This is a genomic window from Methylobacterium brachythecii, assembly GCF_014196345.1.
GTDB classification, from domain to species: domain Bacteria; phylum Pseudomonadota; class Alphaproteobacteria; order Rhizobiales; family Beijerinckiaceae; genus Methylobacterium; species Methylobacterium brachythecii.
Map to the genome: position 1 here is coordinate 541493 of NZ_JACIDN010000002.1, position 21878 is coordinate 563370.

Annotated in this window: 19 protein-coding genes; 10 read left to right on the forward strand and 9 right to left on the reverse strand. The window is 67.2% G+C overall.

Annotation, left to right across the window (positions count from 1 at the left end; genetic code table 11):
- Positions 1-31 precede the first annotated feature (31 nt).
- Entirely contained in the window at positions 32-232 is a 201-nt protein-coding gene (locus GGR33_RS06620) for a hypothetical protein (protein WP_183503098.1), read from the reverse strand.
- A 121-nt stretch (positions 233-353) separates the two neighbouring features.
- Positions 354-791, reverse strand: a complete 438-nt coding sequence (locus GGR33_RS06625; RefSeq protein ID WP_183503100.1) for a Ros/MucR family transcriptional regulator — start codon at positions 789-791, stop codon at positions 354-356.
- Between the two features lie 433 nt (positions 792-1224).
- On the opposite strand from GGR33_RS06625, the gene GGR33_RS06630 reads away from it, so the two are divergent.
- Entirely contained in the window at positions 1225-3390 is a 2166-nt protein-coding gene (locus GGR33_RS06630; protein ID WP_183503102.1) for a S9 family peptidase, read from the forward strand.
- Between the two features lie 105 nt (positions 3391-3495).
- A complete protein-coding gene (locus GGR33_RS06635) occupies positions 3496-3762 on the forward strand; it encodes a hypothetical protein (RefSeq protein WP_183503104.1) in 267 nt (88 codons plus the stop codon).
- Positions 3763-3783: 21 nt separating this feature from the next.
- Here the strand turns inward: GGR33_RS06635 and GGR33_RS06640 are convergent, their stop codons facing one another.
- Both GGR33_RS06640 and GGR33_RS06645 read right to left on the reverse strand, forming a co-directional pair.
- Positions 3784-7386, reverse strand: a complete 3603-nt coding sequence (locus tag GGR33_RS06640; protein ID WP_183503106.1) for an AsmA family protein — start codon at positions 7384-7386, stop codon at positions 3784-3786.
- A gap of 136 nt (positions 7387-7522) precedes the next feature.
- A complete protein-coding gene (locus GGR33_RS06645) occupies positions 7523-7789 on the reverse strand; it encodes a hypothetical protein (RefSeq protein WP_183503108.1) in 267 nt (88 codons plus the stop codon).
- Between the two features lie 136 nt (positions 7790-7925).
- Between GGR33_RS06645 and GGR33_RS06650 the strand changes: the two genes are divergently transcribed.
- The 3 genes from GGR33_RS06650 (at position 7926) to GGR33_RS06660 (ending at position 11858) form a co-directional block, all read left to right on the forward strand.
- Complete coding sequence (locus tag GGR33_RS06650) at positions 7926-10286, forward strand: ATP-dependent helicase (protein ID WP_183503110.1); 2361 nt, start codon at positions 7926-7928, stop codon at positions 10284-10286.
- A gap of 434 nt (positions 10287-10720) precedes the next feature.
- The gene (locus tag GGR33_RS06655) at positions 10721-11437 is read left to right on the forward strand and encodes a PhoH family protein (RefSeq protein WP_183503112.1); all 717 of its coding nucleotides are present in this window, start codon (positions 10721-10723) and stop codon (positions 11435-11437) included.
- Positions 11438-11621: 184 nt separating this feature from the next.
- A complete protein-coding gene (locus tag GGR33_RS06660; RefSeq protein WP_183503114.1) occupies positions 11622-11858 on the forward strand; it encodes a hypothetical protein in 237 nt (78 codons plus the stop codon).
- 70 nt (positions 11859-11928) lie between these two features.
- Here GGR33_RS06660 and GGR33_RS06665 read toward each other — a convergent pair whose 3' ends face one another.
- Positions 11929-13431: a L,D-transpeptidase family protein gene (locus GGR33_RS06665; protein ID WP_246412874.1), complete on the reverse strand. Its 1503-nt coding sequence runs from the start codon at positions 13429-13431 to the stop codon at positions 11929-11931.
- A gap of 269 nt (positions 13432-13700) precedes the next feature.
- The gene (locus GGR33_RS06670) at positions 13701-14660 is read right to left on the reverse strand and encodes an acetyl-CoA carboxylase carboxyltransferase subunit alpha (RefSeq protein WP_183503116.1); all 960 of its coding nucleotides are present in this window, start codon (positions 14658-14660) and stop codon (positions 13701-13703) included.
- A gap of 264 nt (positions 14661-14924) precedes the next feature.
- Here GGR33_RS06670 and GGR33_RS06675 point away from each other — a divergent pair, with 264 nt between their 5' ends.
- Genes GGR33_RS06675 through GGR33_RS06685 form a run of 3 tightly spaced genes read left to right on the forward strand, consistent with a single transcriptional unit; the run spans position 14925 to position 17634 of the window.
- A complete protein-coding gene (locus tag GGR33_RS06675) occupies positions 14925-16049 on the forward strand; it encodes a patatin-like phospholipase family protein (protein ID WP_183503588.1) in 1125 nt (374 codons plus the stop codon).
- Positions 16050-16084: 35 nt separating this feature from the next.
- Positions 16085-16828 carry an acetoacetate decarboxylase gene (locus tag GGR33_RS06680; protein ID WP_183503118.1) on the forward strand — a complete coding sequence of 248 codons (744 nt, stop codon included), beginning with the start codon at positions 16085-16087 and terminating at the stop codon, positions 16826-16828.
- Positions 16829-16848: 20 nt separating this feature from the next.
- On the forward strand, positions 16849-17634 hold the full coding sequence (locus GGR33_RS06685; RefSeq protein ID WP_183503120.1) for a 3-hydroxybutyrate dehydrogenase: 786 nt from the start codon (positions 16849-16851) through the stop codon (positions 17632-17634).
- Positions 17635-17754: 120 nt separating this feature from the next.
- Here GGR33_RS06685 and GGR33_RS06690 read toward each other — a convergent pair whose 3' ends face one another.
- Together GGR33_RS06690 and GGR33_RS06695 are read right to left on the reverse strand one after the other, a co-directional pair.
- Positions 17755-17961 carry a hypothetical protein gene (locus GGR33_RS06690; protein ID WP_183503122.1) on the reverse strand — a complete coding sequence of 69 codons (207 nt, stop codon included), beginning with the start codon at positions 17959-17961 and terminating at the stop codon, positions 17755-17757.
- A 185-nt stretch (positions 17962-18146) separates the two neighbouring features.
- Positions 18147-18515, reverse strand: coding sequence for a winged helix-turn-helix transcriptional regulator (locus tag GGR33_RS06695; RefSeq protein ID WP_183503124.1), 369 nt, complete (start codon positions 18513-18515; stop codon positions 18147-18149).
- A gap of 93 nt (positions 18516-18608) precedes the next feature.
- Here GGR33_RS06695 and GGR33_RS06700 point away from each other — a divergent pair, with 93 nt between their 5' ends.
- Positions 18609-19220 carry an FMN-dependent NADH-azoreductase gene (locus tag GGR33_RS06700; protein WP_183503126.1) on the forward strand — a complete coding sequence of 204 codons (612 nt, stop codon included), beginning with the start codon at positions 18609-18611 and terminating at the stop codon, positions 19218-19220.
- A 21-nt stretch (positions 19221-19241) separates the two neighbouring features.
- On the opposite strand, the gene GGR33_RS06705 is transcribed toward GGR33_RS06700, so the two are convergent.
- Entirely contained in the window at positions 19242-20126 is an 885-nt protein-coding gene (locus tag GGR33_RS06705; RefSeq protein ID WP_183503128.1) for a fumarylacetoacetate hydrolase family protein, read from the reverse strand.
- A gap of 396 nt (positions 20127-20522) precedes the next feature.
- Here GGR33_RS06705 and GGR33_RS06710 point away from each other — a divergent pair, with 396 nt between their 5' ends.
- The gene (locus GGR33_RS06710; RefSeq protein ID WP_183503130.1) at positions 20523-21824 is read left to right on the forward strand and encodes an OmpP1/FadL family transporter; all 1302 of its coding nucleotides are present in this window, start codon (positions 20523-20525) and stop codon (positions 21822-21824) included.
- Positions 21825-21878: the final 54 nt, after the last annotated feature.

A 21878-nucleotide genomic window follows, 5' to 3' on the forward strand; every position in this document is an offset into this window, starting at 1 on the left:
TGCTATGCTCGCGAGAGGCCGTCGAGCTCGATCAACGCGACGCGGGCCGGGTCGGCGGCTTCTTCAGGATTTCCGCGATCTCGTCTTCGGATTTGCCGGCGACGTCGTAGCCCATGCCCTTGAGCCGCTCGAGCAGCATTGCGCTGTCGTCTGCGGAGCGGGCGGTCCACTCGGCCAGCATGGCGTTGATCTCGGGGAGTTTTTCCTCGGGCGGCTTCTCGTGATCGCTCATCGGGTGATCGCTCGTCCTGATGGCCTCTGTGAGCCATGACCTAGCAGGCACGCGCAGGAAGAGAAGCCCTGTTGGCGAGGACGGGCCGGGCCAGTCCTCGCCACGAGGGGATCGCGCAGCCTCAGGCGGCTTCGCCGTACTCGCCGCCGCGGGTCTGGCCGAGGCCGATGGCCTTGGCGAGATCGGAGCGGGCCTTGGCGTAGCTCGGAGCGACCATGGGATAGTCGGGCGGCAGGCCCCACTTGGCCCGATACTGCTCGGGGCTGAGGTTGTACTTCGCGCGCAGGTGGCGCTTGAGCGACTTGAAGGTGCGGCCGTCTTCGAGGCAGACGATGTACTCGTTCGTGACCGACTTCTTGATCGGCACCGCCGGCTGCTGCGGCTGGGCCGGGGCGGCGCTCTCGGGAGCCTTGCCGCTGGCCACCTGCAGGAGCGCGCCGTGCACGCGCGTGAGGAGCTGGGGCAGCTCCGCCGGGGGCACCGGGTTGTTACTTACGTAAGCCGACACGATGTCGGCGGCCAGCTCGACGAAATCGACCGGCGTCTCAGCTTCGTTCATGATCGGATCTATTCCCTCATCGTTGGCGCACCGGGCATGAGCCTCGGGCATTCCGGTAAACAGAATCGCCCCGCCTCGCCTGCTTCGGCTCGCACACCGCACCCGCCCGCAAGTGTATCGGAAAAAGCGGCAGCCTCGATGCGATGGTTCGCCACTTATGATATTCGCTTACGTCTCGCAAGACAGAGCAGATATGCAGCTTGAATAGGAATCAACTTTCCGACAGGCGCTGGGGATTTGTCGAGATTTTGCAGAGACGGATATCGGCGCGATCACGCGAAGTTGAACGCGCGCATCCGGCGGCCCGCACCGAACCTCCCGTGGCACGGCAAAAGACGCGTGGGATATTGAGCGGGTTGCGGGCCGGGCCGGGGCGCGGCACATGGCGGCGAACAGGCGGCAGACCCGCCCTCAACCCAATCGGACGCGCCCAATGACCTCCGAAACGCTCCCGCCCTTCACGCTCCCAACCGATGCGCCGAAGGCGGAGGCCAGGCCGCATGCCTTCACGATCCACGAGCACAAGGTCGAGGACGACTACGCCTGGTTAAAGGCGGAGAACTGGCGCGCGGTGCTCAAGGACCCGGCGGCGCTCGCTCCCGACATCCGCGCCTATCTCGATGCGGAGAATACTTACGCCGAGGCAGCACTCTCCGAGGCTGGGGCCCTGCGTAAGACCCTCGTCGCCGAGATGCGCGGACGCATCCGCGAGGACGATTCCAGCGTACCGGAGCCGGACGGCCCCTTCGCCTATTACACGCGCCACCGCGAGGGCGGCCAGCATCCGCTGATCTGTCGGCGCCCTCGCACGGTCGTGGTGCTGCCCGGACAGGGCGCGGAGACCGCCGCCGACGGCGGCCCCGAGGAAGGCGAGCAGATCCTGCTCGACGGCGACCGGGAGGGCGAAGGCCGGCCCTTCTTCGAGATCGCCGCTGCGGTCCATTCGGACGACCACCGGAAACTCGCCTGGGGAGCCGACACCAAGGGCTCCGAACTCTACACGATCCGCGTGCGCGACCTCGGCACCGGCGAGGATGCCGCCGACGGGGTCGAGGCAACTTCCGGCGAGGCGGTCTGGAGCGCGGACGGCGCCTCCTATTGGTACGTCGCCCTCGACGAGAACCATCGTCCCGCCAAGGTGATGCGCCACCAGCTCGGCACGCCCCAAACCGAGGACGTCGCGGTCTACGAGGAGGCCGATGCGGGCTTCTTCGTCCATATCGGCAAGACCCAGTCCGGCCGCTACCTCACCGTCACCGCGAGCGACCACGAGACCGCCGAGGTCCATCTCCTCGACCGCACGGCGCCGGATTCTGCTTTACTGACCGTCTCGCCGCGCGAACACCGGCTGATCTACTCGGTCGAGCACTGGGCCGATTTCCTCGTCATCCTGACCAATGCCGACGGCGCCGAGGACTTCAAGGTCGTCACCGCTCCGCTCGCGTCACCGAACCGCGCCAACTGGCAGGACGCGGTGCCCTACCGGACCGGCGTCATGATCCGGCACCTGCACGTGCTCGGAAACCACATGGTGCGGCTCGAACTCGAGAACGCCCTGCCCCGCATCGTGGTGCGCGATCTCGCCGGCAACGAGCACACGGTGTCGTTCCCGGAAGAGGCCTACTCGCTCGGTCTCGCCTCGGGCTACGAGTTCGAGACGGCTCGCATCCGCTTCACCTATTCCTCGATGACGACGCCGGCCGAGACCTACGACTACGACTGCGTCACCAAGGGGCGCCACCTGCGCAAGCGCCAGGTCGTGCCGAGCGGCCACGACGCCGCCGACTACGTGACGCGCCGTCTCTTCGCCACGGCGCCGGACGGCGAGCAGGTGCCTATCTCCCTGCTGCACCGGAAAGGCCTGGAGCTCGACGGCAAGGCGCCGCTCCTGCTCTACGGCTACGGCTCCTACGGCACGCTGATGCCTGCCTCGTTCAGCACCAACCGCCTCTCCCTGGTCGACCGTGGCTTCGTCTACGCCATCGCCCATATCCGCGGCGGCACCGAGAAAGGCTGGCGCTGGTATCTCGACGGCAAGCGCGAGAAGAAGCCGAATACCTTTTCGGACTTCGTCGCCTGCGGCCGCGCACTCGTCGAAGCCGGCTACACGTCCGAGAAAAGCATCGTCGCGCATGGAGGCAGCGCTGGCGGCATGCTGATGGGGGCGGTCGCCAACATCGCCCCGGAGCTGTTCGCGGCCATCGTCGCCGACGTGCCCTTCGTCGACGTGCTCAACACCATGCTCGACGGCGACCTGCCGCTCACCCCGCCGGAATGGCCCGAATGGGGCAACCCGGCCGAGAGCGAGGAGGCCTGCCGCACCATTCTGTCCTACTCGCCCTACGACAACGTCGCGGCCAAGGCCTATCCGGCGATCCTGGCGCTCGGCGGCCTCACCGATCCGCGCGTGACCTATTGGGAGCCGGCGAAATGGGTCGCGCGGCTGCGCGCCACCATGACCGGCGGCGGCCCGGTTCTGCTCAAGATCAACATGGAAGCCGGCCATGGCGGCGCGGCCGGCCGCTTCGACCGCCTCGAAGAGGTCGGCCTAATCTACGCCTTCGCGCTGATGGCAGCCACACGGGCGAAAACCGGCTGATCACGCGACACCCTGTCACCGTCCCTTAACCTAAACCTGCGCGATAGGCAGGGCCGTGGGGTCGCTTGGGGGGCAAGCTTGCGCATCGGACGTCGAGACAAGCTGGTGGCCGTGTTCGTCGCGGCGACCTGCGCCGCCGCACTGGCGCGGTACGCCACGCATCGCGAGCCCGCCGATCCCTGCAAGGCCCATCCGGGCACCTATGCCTGCGCGGTCTTCGCCCAGCCGGAATGGCTGAAGCGCCGCGTCTATGCCGGGCGCCCGCAGACACCTCCAGCTGTGGCAGAGCTGCCCGGCCCGGCAGTCGAGGCGCTGCCCGTTTCCACAGAGACCGTGACGGCGCCAGTTGAGGCCTCAGCCGACGGCGTCTGAGACAGCAAACGCCTGTCCTGACTATTGCGGCGGCCGGATATCGAGTGGTTCGGCCGAAGGCTCGCCACGGATGCGGCGGCTTTCGTCGTCGATGTTCTGGCGATCGCGGGCCTGACGGGCCTGCTCTTCGGCGGCGGCCTGTTGCGCACGCATCCGGGCGATCCGGGCCGCATCCTCGGCGGCCTTGTCTTTGGCGGCCTTCTCCGCTGCGGCCTTGAGCGCCGCGGCGCGCGCCTGGTCCATCTCGATGCGCGCGCGGCGGCGCTGGCGCTCGACTTGGTCGGCCTCGAAAAGCTCGATCTTCTCGAGTTCCCGCTGCAGCACCAGGGCCGAGAGGCCGTTGGAGAGCGCGCCGGGTTCGATCTCGCGCCGTGGCCCGTTCAGGGTGCCCACGAAGCTGAGTTGGACCGATGGCTTGCCGCCGGACCAGCCCTTCGGCGCGGAGGCCGAGCTGAGCGTGCCGCGGGCCTCGATGCGCTTCGACTTCAGGTCGAGGGTGAAGCCCCCGTTCCAGCGCGCCGAGCCGAAGTCGAGGTCGACGGGGCCGCTCCGCAGCGTGCCGCCACCGAGCGTCACGGGCGTGGTGACCGGCCCTTTGGCCGAAAGCGCTCCCGCGTCGAATTCCTCCGAGAGGATGGTGGCCAGCCGACCCTCGCGCAGGGGATCGTCCTCGGCGAGCGCGCGGGTCAACGTGCGGTCGAGCGCGGAGGGATCGGCGGCAGGCACCGTGATCTCGGCGAGCACCGCCTCCCCGCTGCCGCCGAGATTGGCCGCGAGCGCAGCCGCGCTGTCGCCGGTGCCGCTGTAGCGTAGGTTCAGCGACAGATTCGCCCGGATCGGGCCTCCGGCCGCGAGCGCCTGAATGGAGGTCCCAGCGAGGGCCGCGATCGAAACGCCCGACAAGGCCCCCTCGCCCGACACGCTCGCCCCGCTGCCCTGCCGGGCGATCGTGGCCGAACCGCTCACTTGGCCGCCCGCGAGGCGCCCCGACAGGTTCTTGAGGCTCAGCGCATCGCCATCGAGCGACAGCTCGAACGCCGCACCCTCGGCGACCAGATCCTTCCCGAGACCGAGCCGGCCGACCGACAGCGACAGGTCGGCGCGCGGGCGCGGCGGAGCGGGCAGGAACCGCGCCTGAGACCAGCCGGCGGTGTCGCCAGCATTTGCCCGCGGGTCGGTGGGCAGCACCAGGGCGGCGGCCAGTCCCGGCAGCGAGAGCGCGCCCAGGCTGGCTTTGCCGGCAAGGCCGCCATCGGTCGCACGATCGAAGCTCGCCGAGGCGTCGGCCTCCGCGAGGCGCCCACTCGCCTCGATGTGCAGTCCCGCATCCTTGCGTGAGAAAGCCAGGGTCAGGTCCGCCGGCAGCGGGCCAGCCAGCTGTGACGTGCTGCCCGCAAGGCTCACGAAGGCCGAGGCATCAGCGGTCGCCACGTGAAGCGTGCCGGCACTGGGCAGGGCCGCCTCCGTATCGAGCATCAGCGGCTTGACCGTCGAGACGTCGAGCCCGGCCACCGTGCCGGCGACGGTGAGGTTCAACGGCGTCGCGGCGCCGGCTTCACGGCGCGCCTTCACGGTCAGGCTCGCAGGCTGGCGTAGGCCCGCAATGTCGTCGCGCTTGAACCAGCGCCCGGCGCGCGGCGCGGCAATGGTGGCGTCGAGGCTGTCGAGGCGTCCGCCGCGCGAGAGCAGCGAGCCGTCGATCGTGCTCTCGGCGGCCCGGCCCTTGGCGCTGGTCCGCAGGGTGTCGGCCTGGCCGGCCTCGCGCTCCAGGCTCACGTCGAGGTCGAGGGCGCCCTCTTTCAGAAAGGCCGGCAGCAGGCGCGCCTCGGGAATCCAGACCCGGTCGAGCAGGGCCAGGAGCGGTGCTGCGGAGGGTGCGCCGACATGGCCTGCAATGCGGCCGGCACCATCCGGGGCAATGCGGCCGGAGAGCCGGGCATTCGCCCCGGCGAGGTCGGCGATGTCCAGGCGGTCGACGACGAGGCTCGCCCCGTCCGACTGGATGCTCGCCGTGATGGTTCCGTTGCCCGAGCGGGGGCCGGCCGGTCCGTAGCGGACGTTGCGCGCGCGGATGGTCAGGCCGACATCGTGCCGATCGAGCGAGGGCAGCATCCCGCCGAACGGCGGCAGCTCGGCAATGTCGACGCCCTGGGCCTGAAGCGTGGCCTCCAGCCGCCCACGCACCGTGCCCTCGCCCCGGGTGTAGTGGGCATCGCCCGAGAGCCGAGCCTCGCCGAGGGACACACGCAACCCCTTGAGGGAGAGATCGTTCGCTGCCGCCGTGACGTCGGCCACCGCTTGGACCGGGCGCCCGTCGAGCAGGGAGAGGGCGGGCCCCTCGATCCCGAACCGGCGCAGATAGCGGCCGACCCCCTCGGAACTCGCCGCGTCGACCTCGAGATGACCGCTGAAGCGCGGCGAGCTCGCGACATCGAACTCGCCGGAGGCATCGACCTTGGTCGTGCCTGGCGCGGTGCCGGTGAAGCGGCGCAGGATGAGGCCGCCGGTGCGGTCGAGGGTACCCTTGGCCTGCACGTCCGACCAATCTTCGAGGCCGAAGGCGACACTCTCGGCATTCAGGTCGAGGTCGAGCATCACCGGCAGGGCGGCGTCGCCGGAAAGCCGGCGCGCCAACAGAGCCTGTCCTGCCGAGGAATAGAGCAGCCCGTCGAGGTTGATCCGGCGGGATTCGAGGCTGAGCCCTGCACGCCAGGTCCGCAGGTCGATCTGTCCGGTTCCGGCGAGCCGCACGGCCTGGCCTGCCGGATCGATCTCCGCGTTGACGCTCTCGAAGTGCACCAGCGGCCCGCGGGCCTTGAACTTGCCGGCGAGCGAAAGGGGCAGAGCCGAGCCGGCATCCTTGGTCGGCGGACCGACCACGACGCGCGCCGAGCCTTCGGCCTCGGGGATCAACGCACGCATCTCGCCGGGCGCGCTCGGCTTGGCCGGATCGACGGGTTTCAGGACGATCCGGGCATCCGCCTCGAAGCGGGGCTGGCGCTCACCGCCGCCCGAGATCTTCACCGTGGCGCCGTCGCCCGCGATCTTCGTGCTCGCGAGGCGGAACGGCACGCCGCCGCTCGCGCCCTCCATCTGCCAAGGGCCCGCGAGCGAAGGCGCCTTGAGCCGCAACGCCTCGACGGCGACTTGTTCGGTACGGCCAGTGGCCGGGATCTGCGTGGTGACGAGCGCTTGCTGGATGTACAGGTCCTCGATGACGAGGTCGCGGCCTCCCAACGCCTCGCCGAGGCTGCCGGGCAGCATCAGCGCGTCGCCGTCGCTCACCGGAAGTTTCAGCTCGGCTCGGCCGATCCGGGTTTCGGTGAAGCGGAACTCGCCTTTGAGCAGAGGCGCGAGCGCGAGCTCGGCCTTGACCGAGGCGAGCTCGAGTGAGGGCTTTTCGGGATCGCCGCCCAGATGCAGCACGTCGAGGCGGAGGCGCGGCGACGGCAGGAGCCGCAGTTCGATCCGGCCGTCGCTGTGGGCGGGAAGGCCGAGCGAGGCGCCGATCGCCTGATCGATCAACGGGCGCCGCGCCGTCCAATCGACGAAGGGCGGCGCGGCGAGCGCCGCGATCAGGATCAGGATGACGGCGCCCGCGAGCGCGGTCAGGATGTCACGCACGGCTCGTGTTTCCGCTCGCGCCGCCGCCCGACGCCCTACGGATCACCCGCGGGCCGAGGCCCGGCGGCGCTCCAGCTTCGCGCTTAGCACAGCCGCGCGACGCCTGCCTGTGTCCTTCGGGCGTCAGCCCCGCGGATCAGCGGTGGCGCCGCCGAATATAGCCGCCGGGATTGATGCTGGTGTTGTTGTAGAGCCGGTCGGTGGTCCGATGCGCATTCATCTGATTGTTGTTGAACGTCTGCTGCTGCTGCATGCCGCGCATCGCGTTCTGCTGCTGGAAGGACTGGTTGGCGGCGTTCGAAGAGCCGACGCCGGCCGTGAGCTGGGCGCTGGCCGGCCCGGCGAGCGGGAGCGCCAGGGCGCCGGACAGGACCAGCGACGGGATGAGAGAGGCGGCACGCATGATGGCTCCTTGAGAACGGGTCTTGGCCGGTGTGTCCGGCATATGATGAAACGACGCGCAGACGGCCACCGGAGTTCCCCCCACGCGCTGTTTGCAGGCCTCGACGGCGTTCGCGTTTTGGTCCAGGGATGCCCGGATGAAACATCAGCCGGACGAGTCGCGCGAGGACGCGCCCGAGGCCCATCCGCCCGTCTCGATCACCGCCCGCGCCATGGCCTCGCTGAGGCCGGATGCCGCGGCCTATCTATCAGGGCTGAACCCCGAGCAGCGCCGCGCCGTCGAGACGACGGAGGGGCCGGTGCTCGTGCTCGCGGGTGCCGGCACCGGCAAGACCCGCGTCCTCACGACGCGGATCGCGCATCTCATCGCGACGGGTCGGGCGCGGCCCTACGACATCCTTTCGGTGACCTTCACCAACAAGGCCGCGCGGGAGATGAAGCACCGCATCGGTGCGCTGATCGGGCCGGCCGGCGAGGGCATGCCCTGGCTCGGCACCTTTCACGCCATCGGCACCAAGATCCTGCGACGCCATGCCGAGCTCGTCGGGCTGAAGTCGGACTTCACCATCCTCGGCATGGACGACCAGCTCCGCCTGATGAAGCAGGTCATCATCGACCAGAACATCGACGAGAAGCGCTGGCCGGCCCGTTCGCTAGGCCACACCATCGACGGCTGGAAGAACCGCGGCCTCGCGCCCGAACAGGTGCCCCCGGGCGAGGCCCAGGCCTTCGCCTTCGGCAAGGGCGGCGCGCTCTACACTGCCTACCAGGAACGGCTGAAGTCGCTGAATGCCGCCGATTTCGGGGATCTGCTGCTGCTCTGCCTCAAGCTCTGGCGCGAGAACCCGGACATCCTGGAGAACTACCAGGAGCGTTTCCGCTACATCCTGGTCGATGAGTACCAGGACACCAACGTCGCCCAGTATCTCTGGCTCAGGCTGCTGGCGCAGAAGCGCAAGAACGTCGCCTGCGTCGGTGATGACGACCAGTCGATCTATGGCTGGCGCGGCGCCGAGGTCGACAACATCCTGCGCTTCGAGCACGACTTTCCGGGTGCCGTCGTCGTGCGCCTGGAACGCAACTACCGCTCCACCGGCCATATCCTCGCCGCTGCTTCGGGCCTGATCGCCAAGAACGAGAGCCGGCTCGGCAAGACGCTGCGCACCGAGGCCGAGAAGGGTGAGCCCGTCACGATCTCCGGCGCCTGGGATTCCGAAGAGGAGGCCCGGCTACTCGGCGAAGAAATTGAATCCCTCCAGCACAAGAAGCATCCGCTCTCCGAGATCGCGGTGCTGGTGCGGATCTCCGCGCAGATGCGCGAGATCGAGGACCGGTTCGTCCAGCTCGGCTTGCCCTACCGGGTCATCGGCGGCCCACGCTTCTACGAGCGCGCCGAGATCCGTGATGCGTTGGCCTATCTGCGCGTCACCGCGAACCCGTCCGACGACCTCGCCTTCGAGCGCATCTTCAACACGCCCAAGCGCGGCCTCGGCGATGCGACCTTGCAGACACTTCACGCCTTCGCCCGCGCCGACAGGATTCCGCTGCTCGCCGCATCGAGAAAGCTGATCGAGACCGACGAGCTGAAGCCCCGCGCCCGCACCATGCTGCGCGGCCTCGTCGAAAGCTTTTCTCGGTGGGCGCGTCTCGTCGGTACCCAGCCGCATTCCGAGGTCGCGCAGACGATCCTCGAAGAATCCGGCTACACCGACATGTGGAAGAAGGACCGCTCGGCGGATGCCGCTGGCCGGCTCGAGAACCTCAAGGAATTCGTCCGCTCGATGGAGGAATTCCCGGACCTCGCCGCCTTCCTCGAACACGTCTCGTTGGTGATGGAGGCCTCCGAGGCCGAGGGCGCTGAGCGGGTCTCGCTGATGACGCTCCACGCGGCGAAGGGCCTGGAATTCGACACCGTGTTCCTGCCTGGCTGGGAAGACGGCCTGTTTCCAAACCAGCGGGCGCTGGACGAAAGCGGCCGAGCCGGCCTCGAAGAGGAGCGGCGACTGGCGCATGTCGGCCTGACCCGTGCCAGGAAGCGCGCGAAACTCTCTTTCGCGGTCAACCGGCGCATCCACGGGATGTGGAACTCCACCATCCCCTCGCGATTCATCGACGAGTTACCGCCGGGCGCCGTCGACGTGATCGACGCTCCGGCGCATTTCTCCGCCGGCGCCTCGCGCTTCGACCGCAACCCGACGCCGTTCGGGTCGTCCTACGCCACGCCGGGCTGGCAGCGCGCGCAGGCGCAGACGGGCCACAAGTTCGGGGGCCCCTTCGGAAGCGGCACCGTCGGCCGATCTGGCGGCCCGCGCCAGATCGAAGGCGAACTGGTCGCCAAATCGAGCGGCACTCCGTCCGCCTTCCAGGGCGGGGACCGTGTCTTTCATACCAAGTTTGGCCCTGGCACAGTCGCCGACGTCGACGGCAATAAACTTACCGTTGACTTCGACAAAGCAGGCCGCAAGATGGTGCTCGAAAGCTTCGTCCAACCTGGATGAAGCGTCCCGCCGGATCCTGTCCGGCCGGTTTCGCTCCAATGCGGGCGAGTGAGGGCGATGGTGCTGGCGGGTGCTCCGTCATTCCGATCCACCTCAGGTGCTGATCCGGCGCCTCCCCTTCCTGCCCCCCGAGACAACCCGTCGACCCTCCGTCTGATTGTTGCCGCCAGGCAACAGGCCAGAAGCGATTTCGCTCTGCAGTCGAGCGGCTCCGCGAGTCACACGCGCGTCGCGCGGCTCTGCGATGTCCACTGTCGGCAGGATGTATTCCACAGATCTCGCGTTATCGGCGGGAACTGCTGCGACCAGATTGGCTTTGCTCTTGCAAGGTCACGCACGCGACATCGGAGAAGGAGCTTGGCTGTGTAAACTCGAACAGATCTGAAAAACCTATCCAGTCTCGGGATATCAAGGTCCAGGTGGAGTGTTGATCGATGAAAAGACGACGCGCACGGCTTGAACTGGTTGAAGATCGTACCTCACGTCTCCACCGCACCCGTTTCGACGAGGAACGTCACCTCGCTCCGATACAACCACTGACCGATCGACAGGGCCAATACCTCGACGCCCTCGCCTCATCCCAACAAGTCATCGTCCTCGGACCTGCCGGAACCGGCAAGACCTACATCGCCGGCACCCGCGCCGCGGACCAGCTCCGGCAGCGGCGGATCGCCAAGGTGATCATCACCCGCCCCAACGTCGCCTCGGGCCGTAGCCTCGGCTTCTTTCCCGGAAGCCTCGAGGAAAAGATCGCCCCCTGGGTCGCGCCCCTCACCGAGACCATGAAAGAGCGCATGGGCGATGCCGCCTTCGACATCGCGCTCAAGAGCGGCGACATCGAAATCGTCCCCTTCGAAGTGATGCGGGGACGCACCTTCAAGAACTGCCTCGTGATCCTCGACGAGGCGCAGAACACTACCACCGCCGAGATCAAGATGTTCCTGACGCGCATTGGGGACGATTGCCAGGTCATCATCAACGGCGACATCTCGCAGACCGACCTCCGCGAAACCTCCGGCCTGCGCACTGTGATCCACCTCGTGAAGAGCCGGATGATGAACATCCCGATCGTCGAATTCACCCTCGACGACATCGTGCGATCGGGCGCCTGCGCGGACTGGGTGCGGGCCTTCGAGGAAGCCAAGCTCTAGATCCGAACGAAGACGCCTCGGCCTTTCTCCGCTCGTCGGAGAAAGGCCGAACGATCTGCGATTGTGATGCAACGGTATCGAGAGTCGGGGGTTTAGCCCCCGCGACGAATTCGTTCTCCGGTTTTAATCCTTCCGGATAACGACGTTCTCGCTCCATCTTAGAAATAGAGAACTGGAGTCTCTCGTGAGGAAACTGACTTTCGCCGTGGCCGTGCTGGCCTCTCTCGGTGGCGCTGCCGTAGCGACCTCAGCCTCGGCCGCTCCGGGAGCCCCGATGGGCGTGACCGCCCCCGCGACCACCACGACCGTGGGCATGCATAGCCGCATGGAGCATCGCATGATGCGCCGTCACATGGAGCGCAAGATGATGCGCCGTCACATGGAGCGGAAGATGATGCACCGTCGTATGCATCACATGTAAGCAGCGGAAAACGGGGCCCTTCGGGGCCCCTTTTTTCGGCCGGGAGCAGCCCCGGCTCGTCGCGGCCCGCTCAGTTCTTGGAGCGGGTCTTGTCGTCCTTGGCAGCAGGCTCGGCAGCGGCGTGGCGCTTAGGCTCCGCCTTCTTTGCCGTCGCAGAAGTCTCCGTGACCTCCTTCACCTGGGCAGCATGCCGTGCCGCCATCCGGGCAGACGGCTTCGCCGGAACGGGCTTCGCGATCTCTTCAGCCACCGGAGCAGGGGCAGCGGCCGGAGCGGCCGCCGCCGGTGCCTCGGACTTGCCGAACAGGTTACCCAGCAACTTCTGGTAGGCAGCCGGATCGCCGTCCGCATCGGCCACCGCGATGCGAGCGGGCGCGGCGGGCCTCACCTCGGGAGCCGGCTCCTGAGCCGCCAGCAGCGTCGGACCGTTGGCGGCGGGACCGGCCTTGCCCTTTGCGTTCTTCTTGGCGAGCGCCGCGGCGGCGAGCTTGGTCGGGCCGGGTGCATTCGGCGAGACCGCCGCGACGAGGACCGGACGGCCCTTGGCGTCGATCTCGATCTCCTGCGGGCCGGCGGCGAGGCTCTCGGGCCGGCTCACGTCACCGAGATTGTGACGCGAATATTCCTTGGCGGAATAGGAGAGCTCCTTCTCCTTGTCGCTCTCGGTCAAGGCGGCGAAGCTGCTCTGCGGTGCCTGCGGACGGAACACCGCGTTGCCCGAGCCGTCCTCGTAGACAACGCGCGTGGCCTTCTCGCCCTTGGCGACGAGTTCGGCGATCTGCCTGTTGTCGGTCTCGCGCTTCTCCGCCACCAGCGGGTCGACCCGCGGCGTGCACGAGCCGGCGGCGACGTCGGAGCCGCCGAACACGTATTTCGTGCCGCAGGCCGCGGTGCGCGGCTCCTCCTTCAGGGCCTCGAAATAGTCCGAGCCCTCCTTGAGGTTCCGCCAGAACGGCGCGTTCGGGTCGTTCCGGAACTTGGCCATATTCGAGGCCGTCATCCGGAACGGGTAGGACTGGAACTGGAAGGCGCGCTGGCCACCCTGGAAGGCGTCACGGGCGATGGCGTAGACCTCGGCCATCGAGGCATCGGTCATGGCGAAGCAGCCCGCCGACGAGCAGGTGCCATGCACCATGATGTACTTGCCGGTGCCGCCCTTGGCCCGGTCGACCGCGTTCGGATAGCCGACGTCGAAGGACAGGTAATAGGCCGAGTTCGGGTTCATCTGACCCGGCGTGATCGTGTAGAAGCCCTCGGGCGCCTGGCGGTCGCCCTCCTTCGTCTTCGGACCGAGCTGGCCGGACCAGCGACAGATCGGGAAGGTCTTGAGAAGGGCGTACTGGCCGCTGGAATTGCGCTTCCAGACTTCCATCTCCGCTTCCCGCTTGTAGGCGCGGACGAGGATCGGGTCGGACTGGCTCATGCCCTTGGTCTGCATGAGCGAGAGGGTTTGAGCCGGGATCGGCGCGAGGCTGCGAGCCGAGACGCCGCCGAGCATGCCACTGTCCTGGCAGGCTCCGAGGGACATCGCCACTGCGACGAGACCGGCCGCCGCCAACGGACGCACAGACATGGGGGACCCCGTTTGCATGCGCCGGCAAGACCCTTCGGCCGTGCGGCGCCACTCCCCAACCCAATAGCCCCGTTAGACTTACCCGGACCTTACCTCAAGGATTTCAGAGGGTCCGGCGCTGAAAGGTCCACCAGTGTGGTGAGCTGGCATCACTGCAGATGCTTTCGGGCAAAAGCGGGGCCGTTACAGCATTCCCGAGTCTTCGCAGGGAGCCTGTGCAAAACTCGCACGATCGGAGACTCCGCAAACACTTGCGCCGGGATGACGGCTCAGAGCTTGCGACCGATCTCGAGGAATTTCTGGGCGCGGCGGTCGCGAATCTCGTCCGCGCCGAGGCCGTCGAAGGCGGACAGGGCGGAGGCGATGGCCGCACCGGCTTCGGCGATAGCCCCGTTCTTATCGCGATGCGCGCCGCCGGTGGCCTCGGGCACGATGCCGTCGATGATGCCGAGCCGCAGCAGGTCCTGCGCGGTGATCTTCATGGCGGTGGCGGCGTCGTGGGCGCGGCCCTGGTCGCGCCACAGGATCGAGGCCGCGCCCTCGGGCGAGATCACGCCGTAGATCGCGTGCTCCAGCATCAGGACGTGGTTGGCGGTGGCCAGCGCGATGGCGCCGCCCGAGCCGCCCTCGCCGATCACGATCGCGACATTGGGCACTCCCAGCGCGAGACAAGCCTGCGTCGAGCGGGCGATGGCCTCGGCCTGTCCGCGCTCCTCGGCCTCGATGCCGGGAAAGGCACCGGCCGTGTCGACGAAGGCGAGGACCGGAAGGCCGAAGCGGTCCGCGGTTTCCATCAGGCGCACCGCCTTGCGGTAGCCCTCGGGTCGGGCCATGCCGAAATTGTGGCGCAGGCGCGCCTCGGTGGTCGCGCCCTTCTCCTGGCCGAGCACCAGCACCGACCGGCCCTTGAAGCGGCCGAAGCCACCGACGATCGCTTCGTCCTCGCCAAAGGCCCTGTCGCCGGCGAGGGGTGTGAAGTCCTGGATCAGCCCGGCGCAGTAATCCACGAAATGCGGCCGCTGCGGATGCCGGGCGACCTGCGTCTTCTGCCAGGGCGTCAGGTTCGCGTAGATCTCGGAAAGCGCAGCCGCGGCCTTACCCTCGAGCCGGCTGATATCCTCGCTGATCGAGACGGCGCCGTCGCGCTCGCCCAGAGCCCGCAATTCCTCGAGCTTCGCCTCGAGTTCGGCGACCGGCTTCTCGAAATCCAGGTAGGAACGCGTCGCCATGGGTCGCCAGCCAGTCCCTCGTGGTTCCCGGCGCCCGAGCCGGATGGATGCTGTCCCGCCTCACCGGAGCCGAGGCGGAACCCCGGGCCGGCTTCATGATCGGCTTAACGGAACGGGCGCGAGGTGTTGGCGAAGCGCGTCCGGGTGTCAACCACTTGGCCCCAAAGCTGCACCGTCGAGCCGTCCACCGCGCCTTGTGCAGTGCGTCATCCGACTGTCGCCGAATCTCCACAAGGGTCCGCGCAGCCAAGCCATTTGCGAGGTATCGTGTCGTCTGCTTTCGAGTCCGGTGAAACCTCGGTCCTCGTGCTTCAGGGCGGCGGCGCGCTCGGCTCTTATCAAGCCGGCGTCTACGAAGGCCTCCACGAGGGCGGCATCCATCTCGACTGGGTCGCGGGCATCTCGATCGGCGCGATCAACGCGGCGCTCATCGCCGGCAACGCCCCGGAGCATCGGGTCGAGCGCATCCAACAGTTCTGGGACCAGATCTCGTCGAGCCTGACCGCGAACCCCTGGTTTCCCGGCGAGAAGGCCCGCATCGCCTTCAACGAGGCCTCGGCCAACCTCGTCGCGACCTTCGGCGTCCCGGGCTTCTTCTCGCCCCGCATCCCGCCGGCCCAATTCTACCCGGAGGGCGCACCCCAGGCGCTGAGCCTCTACGATACCAGCGCCCTCAAGGGCACGCTCGAACGCCTCGTCGATTTCGACCGCATCAACCACGGCGACGTGCGCCTCAGCGTCGGCGCGGTGAACGTGCGCAGCGGCAACTTCGTGTATTTCGACAGCCGCCGCGACCTGATCATCCCCGAGCACGTGATGGCGTCCGGGGCGTTGCCGCCCGGTTTCCCGCCCGTCGAGATCGAGGGCGAGAGCTACTGGGATGGCGGTCTCGTCTCGAACACGCCGCTCGACTACGTGCTGGAGCGCGAACGCCAGCGCGACCTCGTGGTCTTCCAGGTCGACCTCTTCGCCGCGCATGGGCCGATGCCGCGCTCGCTGCTGCAGGCCGCCGAACGCGAGAAGGACATCCGCTATTCGAGCCGCACCCGGCTCAACACGGACAAGAACATCGAGATCCGGAAAGCCAAGCTCGCCTTCCGCAACTTGATCGACAAGCTGCCGGCAGAGCTCGCGCAGGACCCGGATGTCGGCTTCCTGCGCCAGGTCAGCCACGCGAACTACCTGACAGTGATGCAGCTGATCTACCGGCGCCAATCCTACGAGGGCAACTCGAAGGACTACGAATTCTCGCGCGCCACCATGCTCGAACACTGGGCATCCGGCCGCAACGACGTCCGCCGCTCCCTGCGCCACACCAAGTGGCGCGAGCGACGGTTCACCGAGGACGGCGTCGCCGTCTTCGATCTCACGCGGGATGCGCGCGACTAACCCACCCCCTGTCCCGATCAGCCGGAGCCGAGGCCATGAACCGCGAAGAGATCCTGATTCAGCCCTCGATGCCGGTCTTCAGCCCGAGCTATCCGCGCGGGCCGTACCGGTTCGTGCGCCGCGAATACCTGATCATCAACTACGAGACGGACCGCGATGCCCTGCGCCGCGCGCTCCCCGAGCCGCTGGAGCCGCATCCGGACAACCTCGTCTTCTACGAGTGGATGAAGATGCCCGACTCCTCGGGCTTCGGCGACTACCAGGAGAGCGGCCAGGCGGCCCACGCCTTCTATAACGGCGAGCCCTGCAACTTCTCGATCCAGATGTATCTCGACGACGAGCCGCCGATCACAGCCGGCCGCGAGATCTGGGGTTTTCCGAAGAAGTGGGGCCAGCCGCGCCTCGACCTGCGCAAGGACACCCTGACCGGCACGCTCTATTACGACGAGGAGCGCGTCGCGATGGGCACGATGACCTACAAGCACAAGAGCCTGAACGGTGACCTCCCAAAGGTGAAGGAGGGCCTGAAGAAGCTCAACGTGAACCTCAAGCTCCTGCCCGACGTCGACGGCAGCCCGAAGGTCGCTCAGCTCGTCGGCTACCGGCTCGAGGACATCACCGTCCACGGTGCCTGGGATGGCGAGGGCCGCCTCGACCTGATCCCGCACGTGAATTGCCGCGTCGCCGATCTGCCGATCAAGCGCATCGTCGGCGCCCGCCATATGATCGTCGACTTCACGCTGCCCTTCGGGCAGGTGCTGCACGATTATCTCGCCTGAATACGACCCGGGAGATCCCCATGACCCTGAAATCCAAAGTAGCCGTCGTCACCGGCTCGACCAGCGGCATCGGTCTCGCCATCGCCAAGGGCTTCGCGGCCGAGGGCGCCAACGTCGTGATCAACGGCTTCGGCAAGCCTGAGGACATCGAGCGCGAGCGCGCCGGGATCGAGAGCGAGTTCGGCGTGAAGGCGGTCTACTCGCCCGCCGACATGTCGAAGGCCGACGACATTGCCGGCATGATCAAGCTCGCCGAGGAGTCCCTCGGCTCCGTCGACGTGCTGGTGAACAATGCCGGCATCCAGTTCGTTTCGCCGATCGAGGAGTTCCCGCCGGCCAAGTGGGAGCAGATCATCGCGATCAACCTCTCCTCGGCCTTCTACGCCATGCATCACGCGATCCCGCTGATGAAGGCCAAGATGTGGGGCCGCATCATCAACACGGCTTCGGCGCACTCGCTGGTCGCCTCGCCGTTCAAGTCGGCCTATGTTTCGGCCAAGCACGGCATCGCCGGCCTGACCAAGACGGCGGCGCTCGAAACGGCGACCTCGGGCATCACCGTGAACTGCATCTCGCCTGGCTACGTCTGGACCCCCCTCGTCGAGAGCCAGATCCCGGACACGATGAAGGCACGTGGGCTGACCAAAGAGCAGGTGATCAACGACGTGCTGCTCCACGCCCAGCCGACCAAGCAGTTCGTCACTGTGGAGCAGGTCGCGGCGCTCGCGGTGTTCCTGTGCTCGGACGCGGCCAGCCAGATCACAGGCGCCAACATCCCGATCGATGGCGGCTGGACGGCACAGTAAGTCCGCAGGGACCGACGTTACGGTGAAGGCTCGCGATCGGATCGCGAGCCTTTCTCGTTCCTGCGCATGAAAAAGCGGCGAGGCTCTCGCCCCGCCGCTGGTTCGGCCGTCTCGATTGACTCAGGCGGCCGGCCCGCCTGCGGTCGTCCCATATTGCGGGAACTCACGCTCCGGCTGGGATGCGTTACCGCCCTTCGCGGAACTGTCGATCGCACGCTGCTGCCAGGCCGGCTGCGCATGGTCGTGGCGACCCTGCGCAAATGCGGTGGCGGGAGCGCTGACGGCCAGAGCGAGTGCTGCGGCGGCTGCAAAAACACGAGTGTTCATCACGGAGTCCTCCTTGAGAGGCGCGGTCTCCGGCGTTGGTCGGGGGCCGTGTCTGCTTCGGTGAAACTGATATGATCCCCGAAGCGCGATCACGGCGTGCGGTCGCGCACGCAACCATTCTCACACAGCATGCCGGCGGCATCGAAGCTCTCGGCACATGATTTCAGCGCATCGACTTCGGTGGTCTACGGCTCGCCGGCATCGTAGCGGGCCTGAGCGCCGGCGATCCGGTCGATGTGTCGAAACGCCCAGGTCCCGAGCGCCTCGACGGGCTCAGCCAGCGAATGGCCCATCGCCGTGAGCTCGTAATCCACCCGCGGCGGGATCGACGGCGTCACCGTTCGCGTAACGAGGCCATCCCGTTCGAGGTTGCGCAGCGTCAAGGTCAGCATCCGCTGCGAAATCCCATCGATACCGCGCTTGAGTTCGCTGAACCTCAGTGATTGGCGTCGCAGCGACATGATAACGAGCACGCTCCATTTGTCACCGATCCGAGAAAGGACCTGCGAGATCTTGAGACACTCGTCGGAGCGATGGACAATAGGGTCAGTCACACCCGTGTAACCTCGGTATCATGTGTGTGCGTCCTTGCGCAGCCGATGGGGTTCATATCAGATTGTGGTCACCAAAGAGAACCAGGTACTGATATGAAACTCCTCCATATCGACAGCAGCATCCTCGGCGCCGGCTCTGTCTCGCGGGAACTCTCGGCCCTCGTGGTCGCCCGCCTGACGAAGTACGGCCGGGCCGATGTCGTCTATCGCGATCTCGCGCTCGACGACCTGCCTCATCTCGCCCCGGCGACCTTGCCGGGCGCGCATCCTCTCTCGGCGATGGCCGGGCCGCTCGAGGGCGCTGCGCAGGCCACCCGCGAGACGAGCGACCGGATCCTCGAGGAATTCCTCGCGGCCGACACCGTGGTGATCGGCGTGCCCATGTACAATTTCACGATCCCGTCCCAGCTGAAGGCCTGGATCGACCGGATCGTGGTGCCGGGCAAAACCTTCCGCTACGGCGCGGGTGGGGCCGAAGGGCTCGCCTCCGGCAAGCGCGTGATCGTGGCGCTGGCGCGCGGTGCCGTCTTCGGGCCAGACCGCGCATCGGCAGAGCATGCCGAGAGCTACCTTCGCACCGTCCTCGGGTTCATCGGGATCACCGATCCCGAATTCGTCCTGGCCGAAGGTCTAGCAGCCGGTGAGCCGAGCAAGGCCAAGGGTGTCGCATCCGCGCGCGACGCCATCGGTCAGCTCGCTGCCTGAGCGGCGACGCGGAGAGCCGGCTCAGTTCGTCGGCTCGCCCGCGGCCACCTTCGCGGTCCAGTCGTCGAAGGCGATCACGGTCTGGCGCTGCTCGCCCAGGCCGTCGATGCGCAGCACCATCTCGTCGCCGGACTTGAGGTAACGCGGCGGCTTCATGCCGAGGCCGACGCCCGGCGGCGTGCCGGTGGTGATGACGTCGCCCGGCTCCAGCATCATGAAGTGCGAGACGTAGGCGACGAGTTGGGCCACGTCGAAGATCATCGTCGCGGTCGAGCCGGTCTGCATGCGCGTGCCGTTGACGTCGAGGCTCATCGACAGCTTCTTCAGATCCGGGATCTCGTCGAGCGTGACGAGCCAGGGGCCGAGCGGCCCGAAGGTCGGGCAGCCCTTGCCCTTGGTCCAGGTGCCGCCCCGCTCCATCTGGAATTCGCGCTCCGACACGTCGTTCATGATGCAGGCGCCGGCCACGTAGTCGAGCGCCTCGTTGGCGTGGACGTAGCTCGCCCGCGCGCCGATCACCACGGCGAGCTCGATCTCCCAATCGGTCTTGGCCGAACCCTTCGGCAGGATGACGGGATCGTTCGGCCCGGACAGGCAGGACGGCGCCTTGTTGAACAGGATCGGCTCGGCAGGAACCGCCGCTCCGGTCTCGGCGGCGTGGTCCGAAAAGTTCAGGCCGATCGCCACGATGTTGCGCGTACCGCCGACGCAGGGGCCGAGACGTGTGCCGGCCGGGATCACGGGCAGCGTCCTTGGATCGATCATGCGCAGGCGGTCGAGAGCCTGGCGCGACAGGCACGGCCCGGCAATGTCACGCACCGATCCGGACAGATCGCGAAGTGTCCCGGTGGAATCGACGAGGCCGGGTTTCTCGTCGCCGGCGCTCCCGTGACGGATCAGCTTCATCGCGGAATTCCCCATACGATCGAATCGGCGCGACCATGGCCGGCGCCCCAAAGCGGTGCAAGCGCGGCCGCGCGTAGCTCGAGGGCCACATCGGCGTGGCGCGGGCGCCACAGACCGGAATCAAAGTGCGCCGGGCCGGATTTTGCCGCGCGAGGTCTGCACAATATCGTATGAAGTTTATATGTGAACCAAATCTGATATTCCCTCGGCGGCGAGCATTAGCCAAGCAATTCCACCGCATGCGTATGGTTAACGAAGAATTAATAGTTACAGAGCCTATGCTGCCCCAACGATTGATAAGCTTTGCGCAAACCGGCATCGTCGACAGCAAGGTGACAGCCCGGCCGGGGCACGGCGGGGATACGAGCACCATCGAAGCGGCTTGGGGACATGAACATGATCGGCAGGATTGGTTTGCTCGCCTTGGCGGGCGTCTCGGCACTCGGCCTCGCCACGGGCGCGCAGGCCGGCGCTTTCGGGCTTCGCGAGCAGAGCGCGGAAGCCGAGGGCATGTCCTTCGCGGGTGCCGCCTCCGGCTCCGGCGGCGTCTCCTCGATGTTCTGGAACCCCGCCGTCATTACGATGCGGCCGGGCTGGGTCTCCGAGCAGAACCTCACCTATATCGGCCTGCACGCCAACATTAAGCCGCAGGTGGGCACGAACCCCGCCTTCCTCGGCCTGGGCGAGTCCGGCGACATCGGCCAGGGCGCGATCGTGCCGGCCGGCGCGACCTCCTACCAGCTCAACGACAAGATCTGGATCGGTCTGCAGACGGGCGCGCCGTTCGGCCTGATCACCAACCCGAACAAGGTCTGGGCCGGCGAGGTCTACGGCCGCTCATCGCGGATCTTCTCCCTCGCCTTCAACCCGGTCATTGCCTACAAGGTCAATGACTGGCTCTCGATCGCGGCCGGCCCGAACATCGAATACTTCAAGCTGACGCTGCGCCAGGCCCTGCCGATCCCCGGCATCCTGCCTCAGAACTATCCGAGCGGGTTCCTGAAGGGCGATTCCTGGGGCGTGGGCTACACCGCCGGCGTGACCGTGACGCCCTGGGACGGCACCGTCCTCGGCGTCGGCTACCGCTCCTCGGTGCATCACGACATCGACGGCAAGATCGGCCTGCCGTTCATCTTCGCCGGACAGGCCAAGGCCAACCTCAACACCCCCGACAAGGTCAGCGTCGGCCTGACCCAGGCAATCAATCCCCAGACCCGGATCAATCTCGGCTTCGAGTGGGACAACTGGTCGAGGCTCGGCACCATCCCGATCATCGCACCGGCCATCGGTGGAGTGATCACGACCCTGCCGCTGAACTTCAAGGACGGCTACACCTACTCGATCGGTGCCGAATACGATTGGTCGCCCGCTCTCACCGTGCGCGCCGGCTTCTCCTACGAGGAAGTTCCGATCGACAACCAGAACCGCACCGTCCGTCTGCCCGACAACAACCGCTACACCGTCTCGGTGGGCGCGGGTTACCGTTGGAGCGACAAGCTGACCCTGACCGCAGCTTACTCGCACATCTTCCTGAACCAGAGCAGGATCCTCGCCGGCGCCGGCCAGAACTACAACGTCGGCAACATCGCGCTCGCCGGCTTGGTCGATGCCAGCGCGGACATCGTCTCGGTGGGCTTCCGCTACACGTTCGGCGCTCCGGCCGCGCCAATGCCCGCACCGATCGTGCGGAAGTACTGAAAACCAACTCGCTGACGACGGACCATCCGGCCCCGGAGAGACTTTCCGGGGCTG

Bases quoted from the DNA above. Each gene is read 5' to 3' on its own strand.
- GGR33_RS06620 (WP_183503098.1), bottom strand. From the start codon at position 232: ATGAGCGATCACGAGAAGCCGCCCGAGGAAAAACTCCCCGAGATCAAC.
- GGR33_RS06625 (WP_183503100.1), bottom strand. From the start codon at position 791: ATGAACGAAGCTGAGACGCCGGTCGATTTCGTCGAGCTGGCCGCCGAC.
- GGR33_RS06630 (WP_183503102.1), top strand. From the start codon at position 1,225: ATGACCTCCGAAACGCTCCCGCCCTTCACGCTCCCAACCGATGCGCCG.
- GGR33_RS06645 (WP_183503108.1), bottom strand. From the start codon at position 7,789: ATGCGTGCCGCCTCTCTCATCCCGTCGCTGGTCCTGTCCGGCGCCCTG.
- GGR33_RS06650 (WP_183503110.1), top strand. From the start codon at position 7,926: ATGAAACATCAGCCGGACGAGTCGCGCGAGGACGCGCCCGAGGCCCAT.
- GGR33_RS06655 (WP_183503112.1), top strand. From the start codon at position 10,721: ATGAAAAGACGACGCGCACGGCTTGAACTGGTTGAAGATCGTACCTCA.
- GGR33_RS06665 (WP_246412874.1), bottom strand. From the start codon at position 13,431: ATGTCTGTGCGTCCGTTGGCGGCGGCCGGTCTCGTCGCAGTGGCGATG.
- GGR33_RS06670 (WP_183503116.1), bottom strand. From the start codon at position 14,660: ATGGCGACGCGTTCCTACCTGGATTTCGAGAAGCCGGTCGCCGAACTC.
- GGR33_RS06680 (WP_183503118.1), top strand. From the start codon at position 16,085: ATGAACCGCGAAGAGATCCTGATTCAGCCCTCGATGCCGGTCTTCAGC.
- GGR33_RS06685 (WP_183503120.1), top strand. From the start codon at position 16,849: ATGACCCTGAAATCCAAAGTAGCCGTCGTCACCGGCTCGACCAGCGGC.
- GGR33_RS06690 (WP_183503122.1), bottom strand. From the start codon at position 17,961: ATGAACACTCGTGTTTTTGCAGCCGCCGCAGCACTCGCTCTGGCCGTC.
- GGR33_RS06700 (WP_183503126.1), top strand. From the start codon at position 18,609: ATGAAACTCCTCCATATCGACAGCAGCATCCTCGGCGCCGGCTCTGTC.
- GGR33_RS06705 (WP_183503128.1), bottom strand. From the start codon at position 20,126: ATGAAGCTGATCCGTCACGGGAGCGCCGGCGACGAGAAACCCGGCCTC.
- GGR33_RS06710 (WP_183503130.1), top strand. From the start codon at position 20,523: ATGATCGGCAGGATTGGTTTGCTCGCCTTGGCGGGCGTCTCGGCACTC.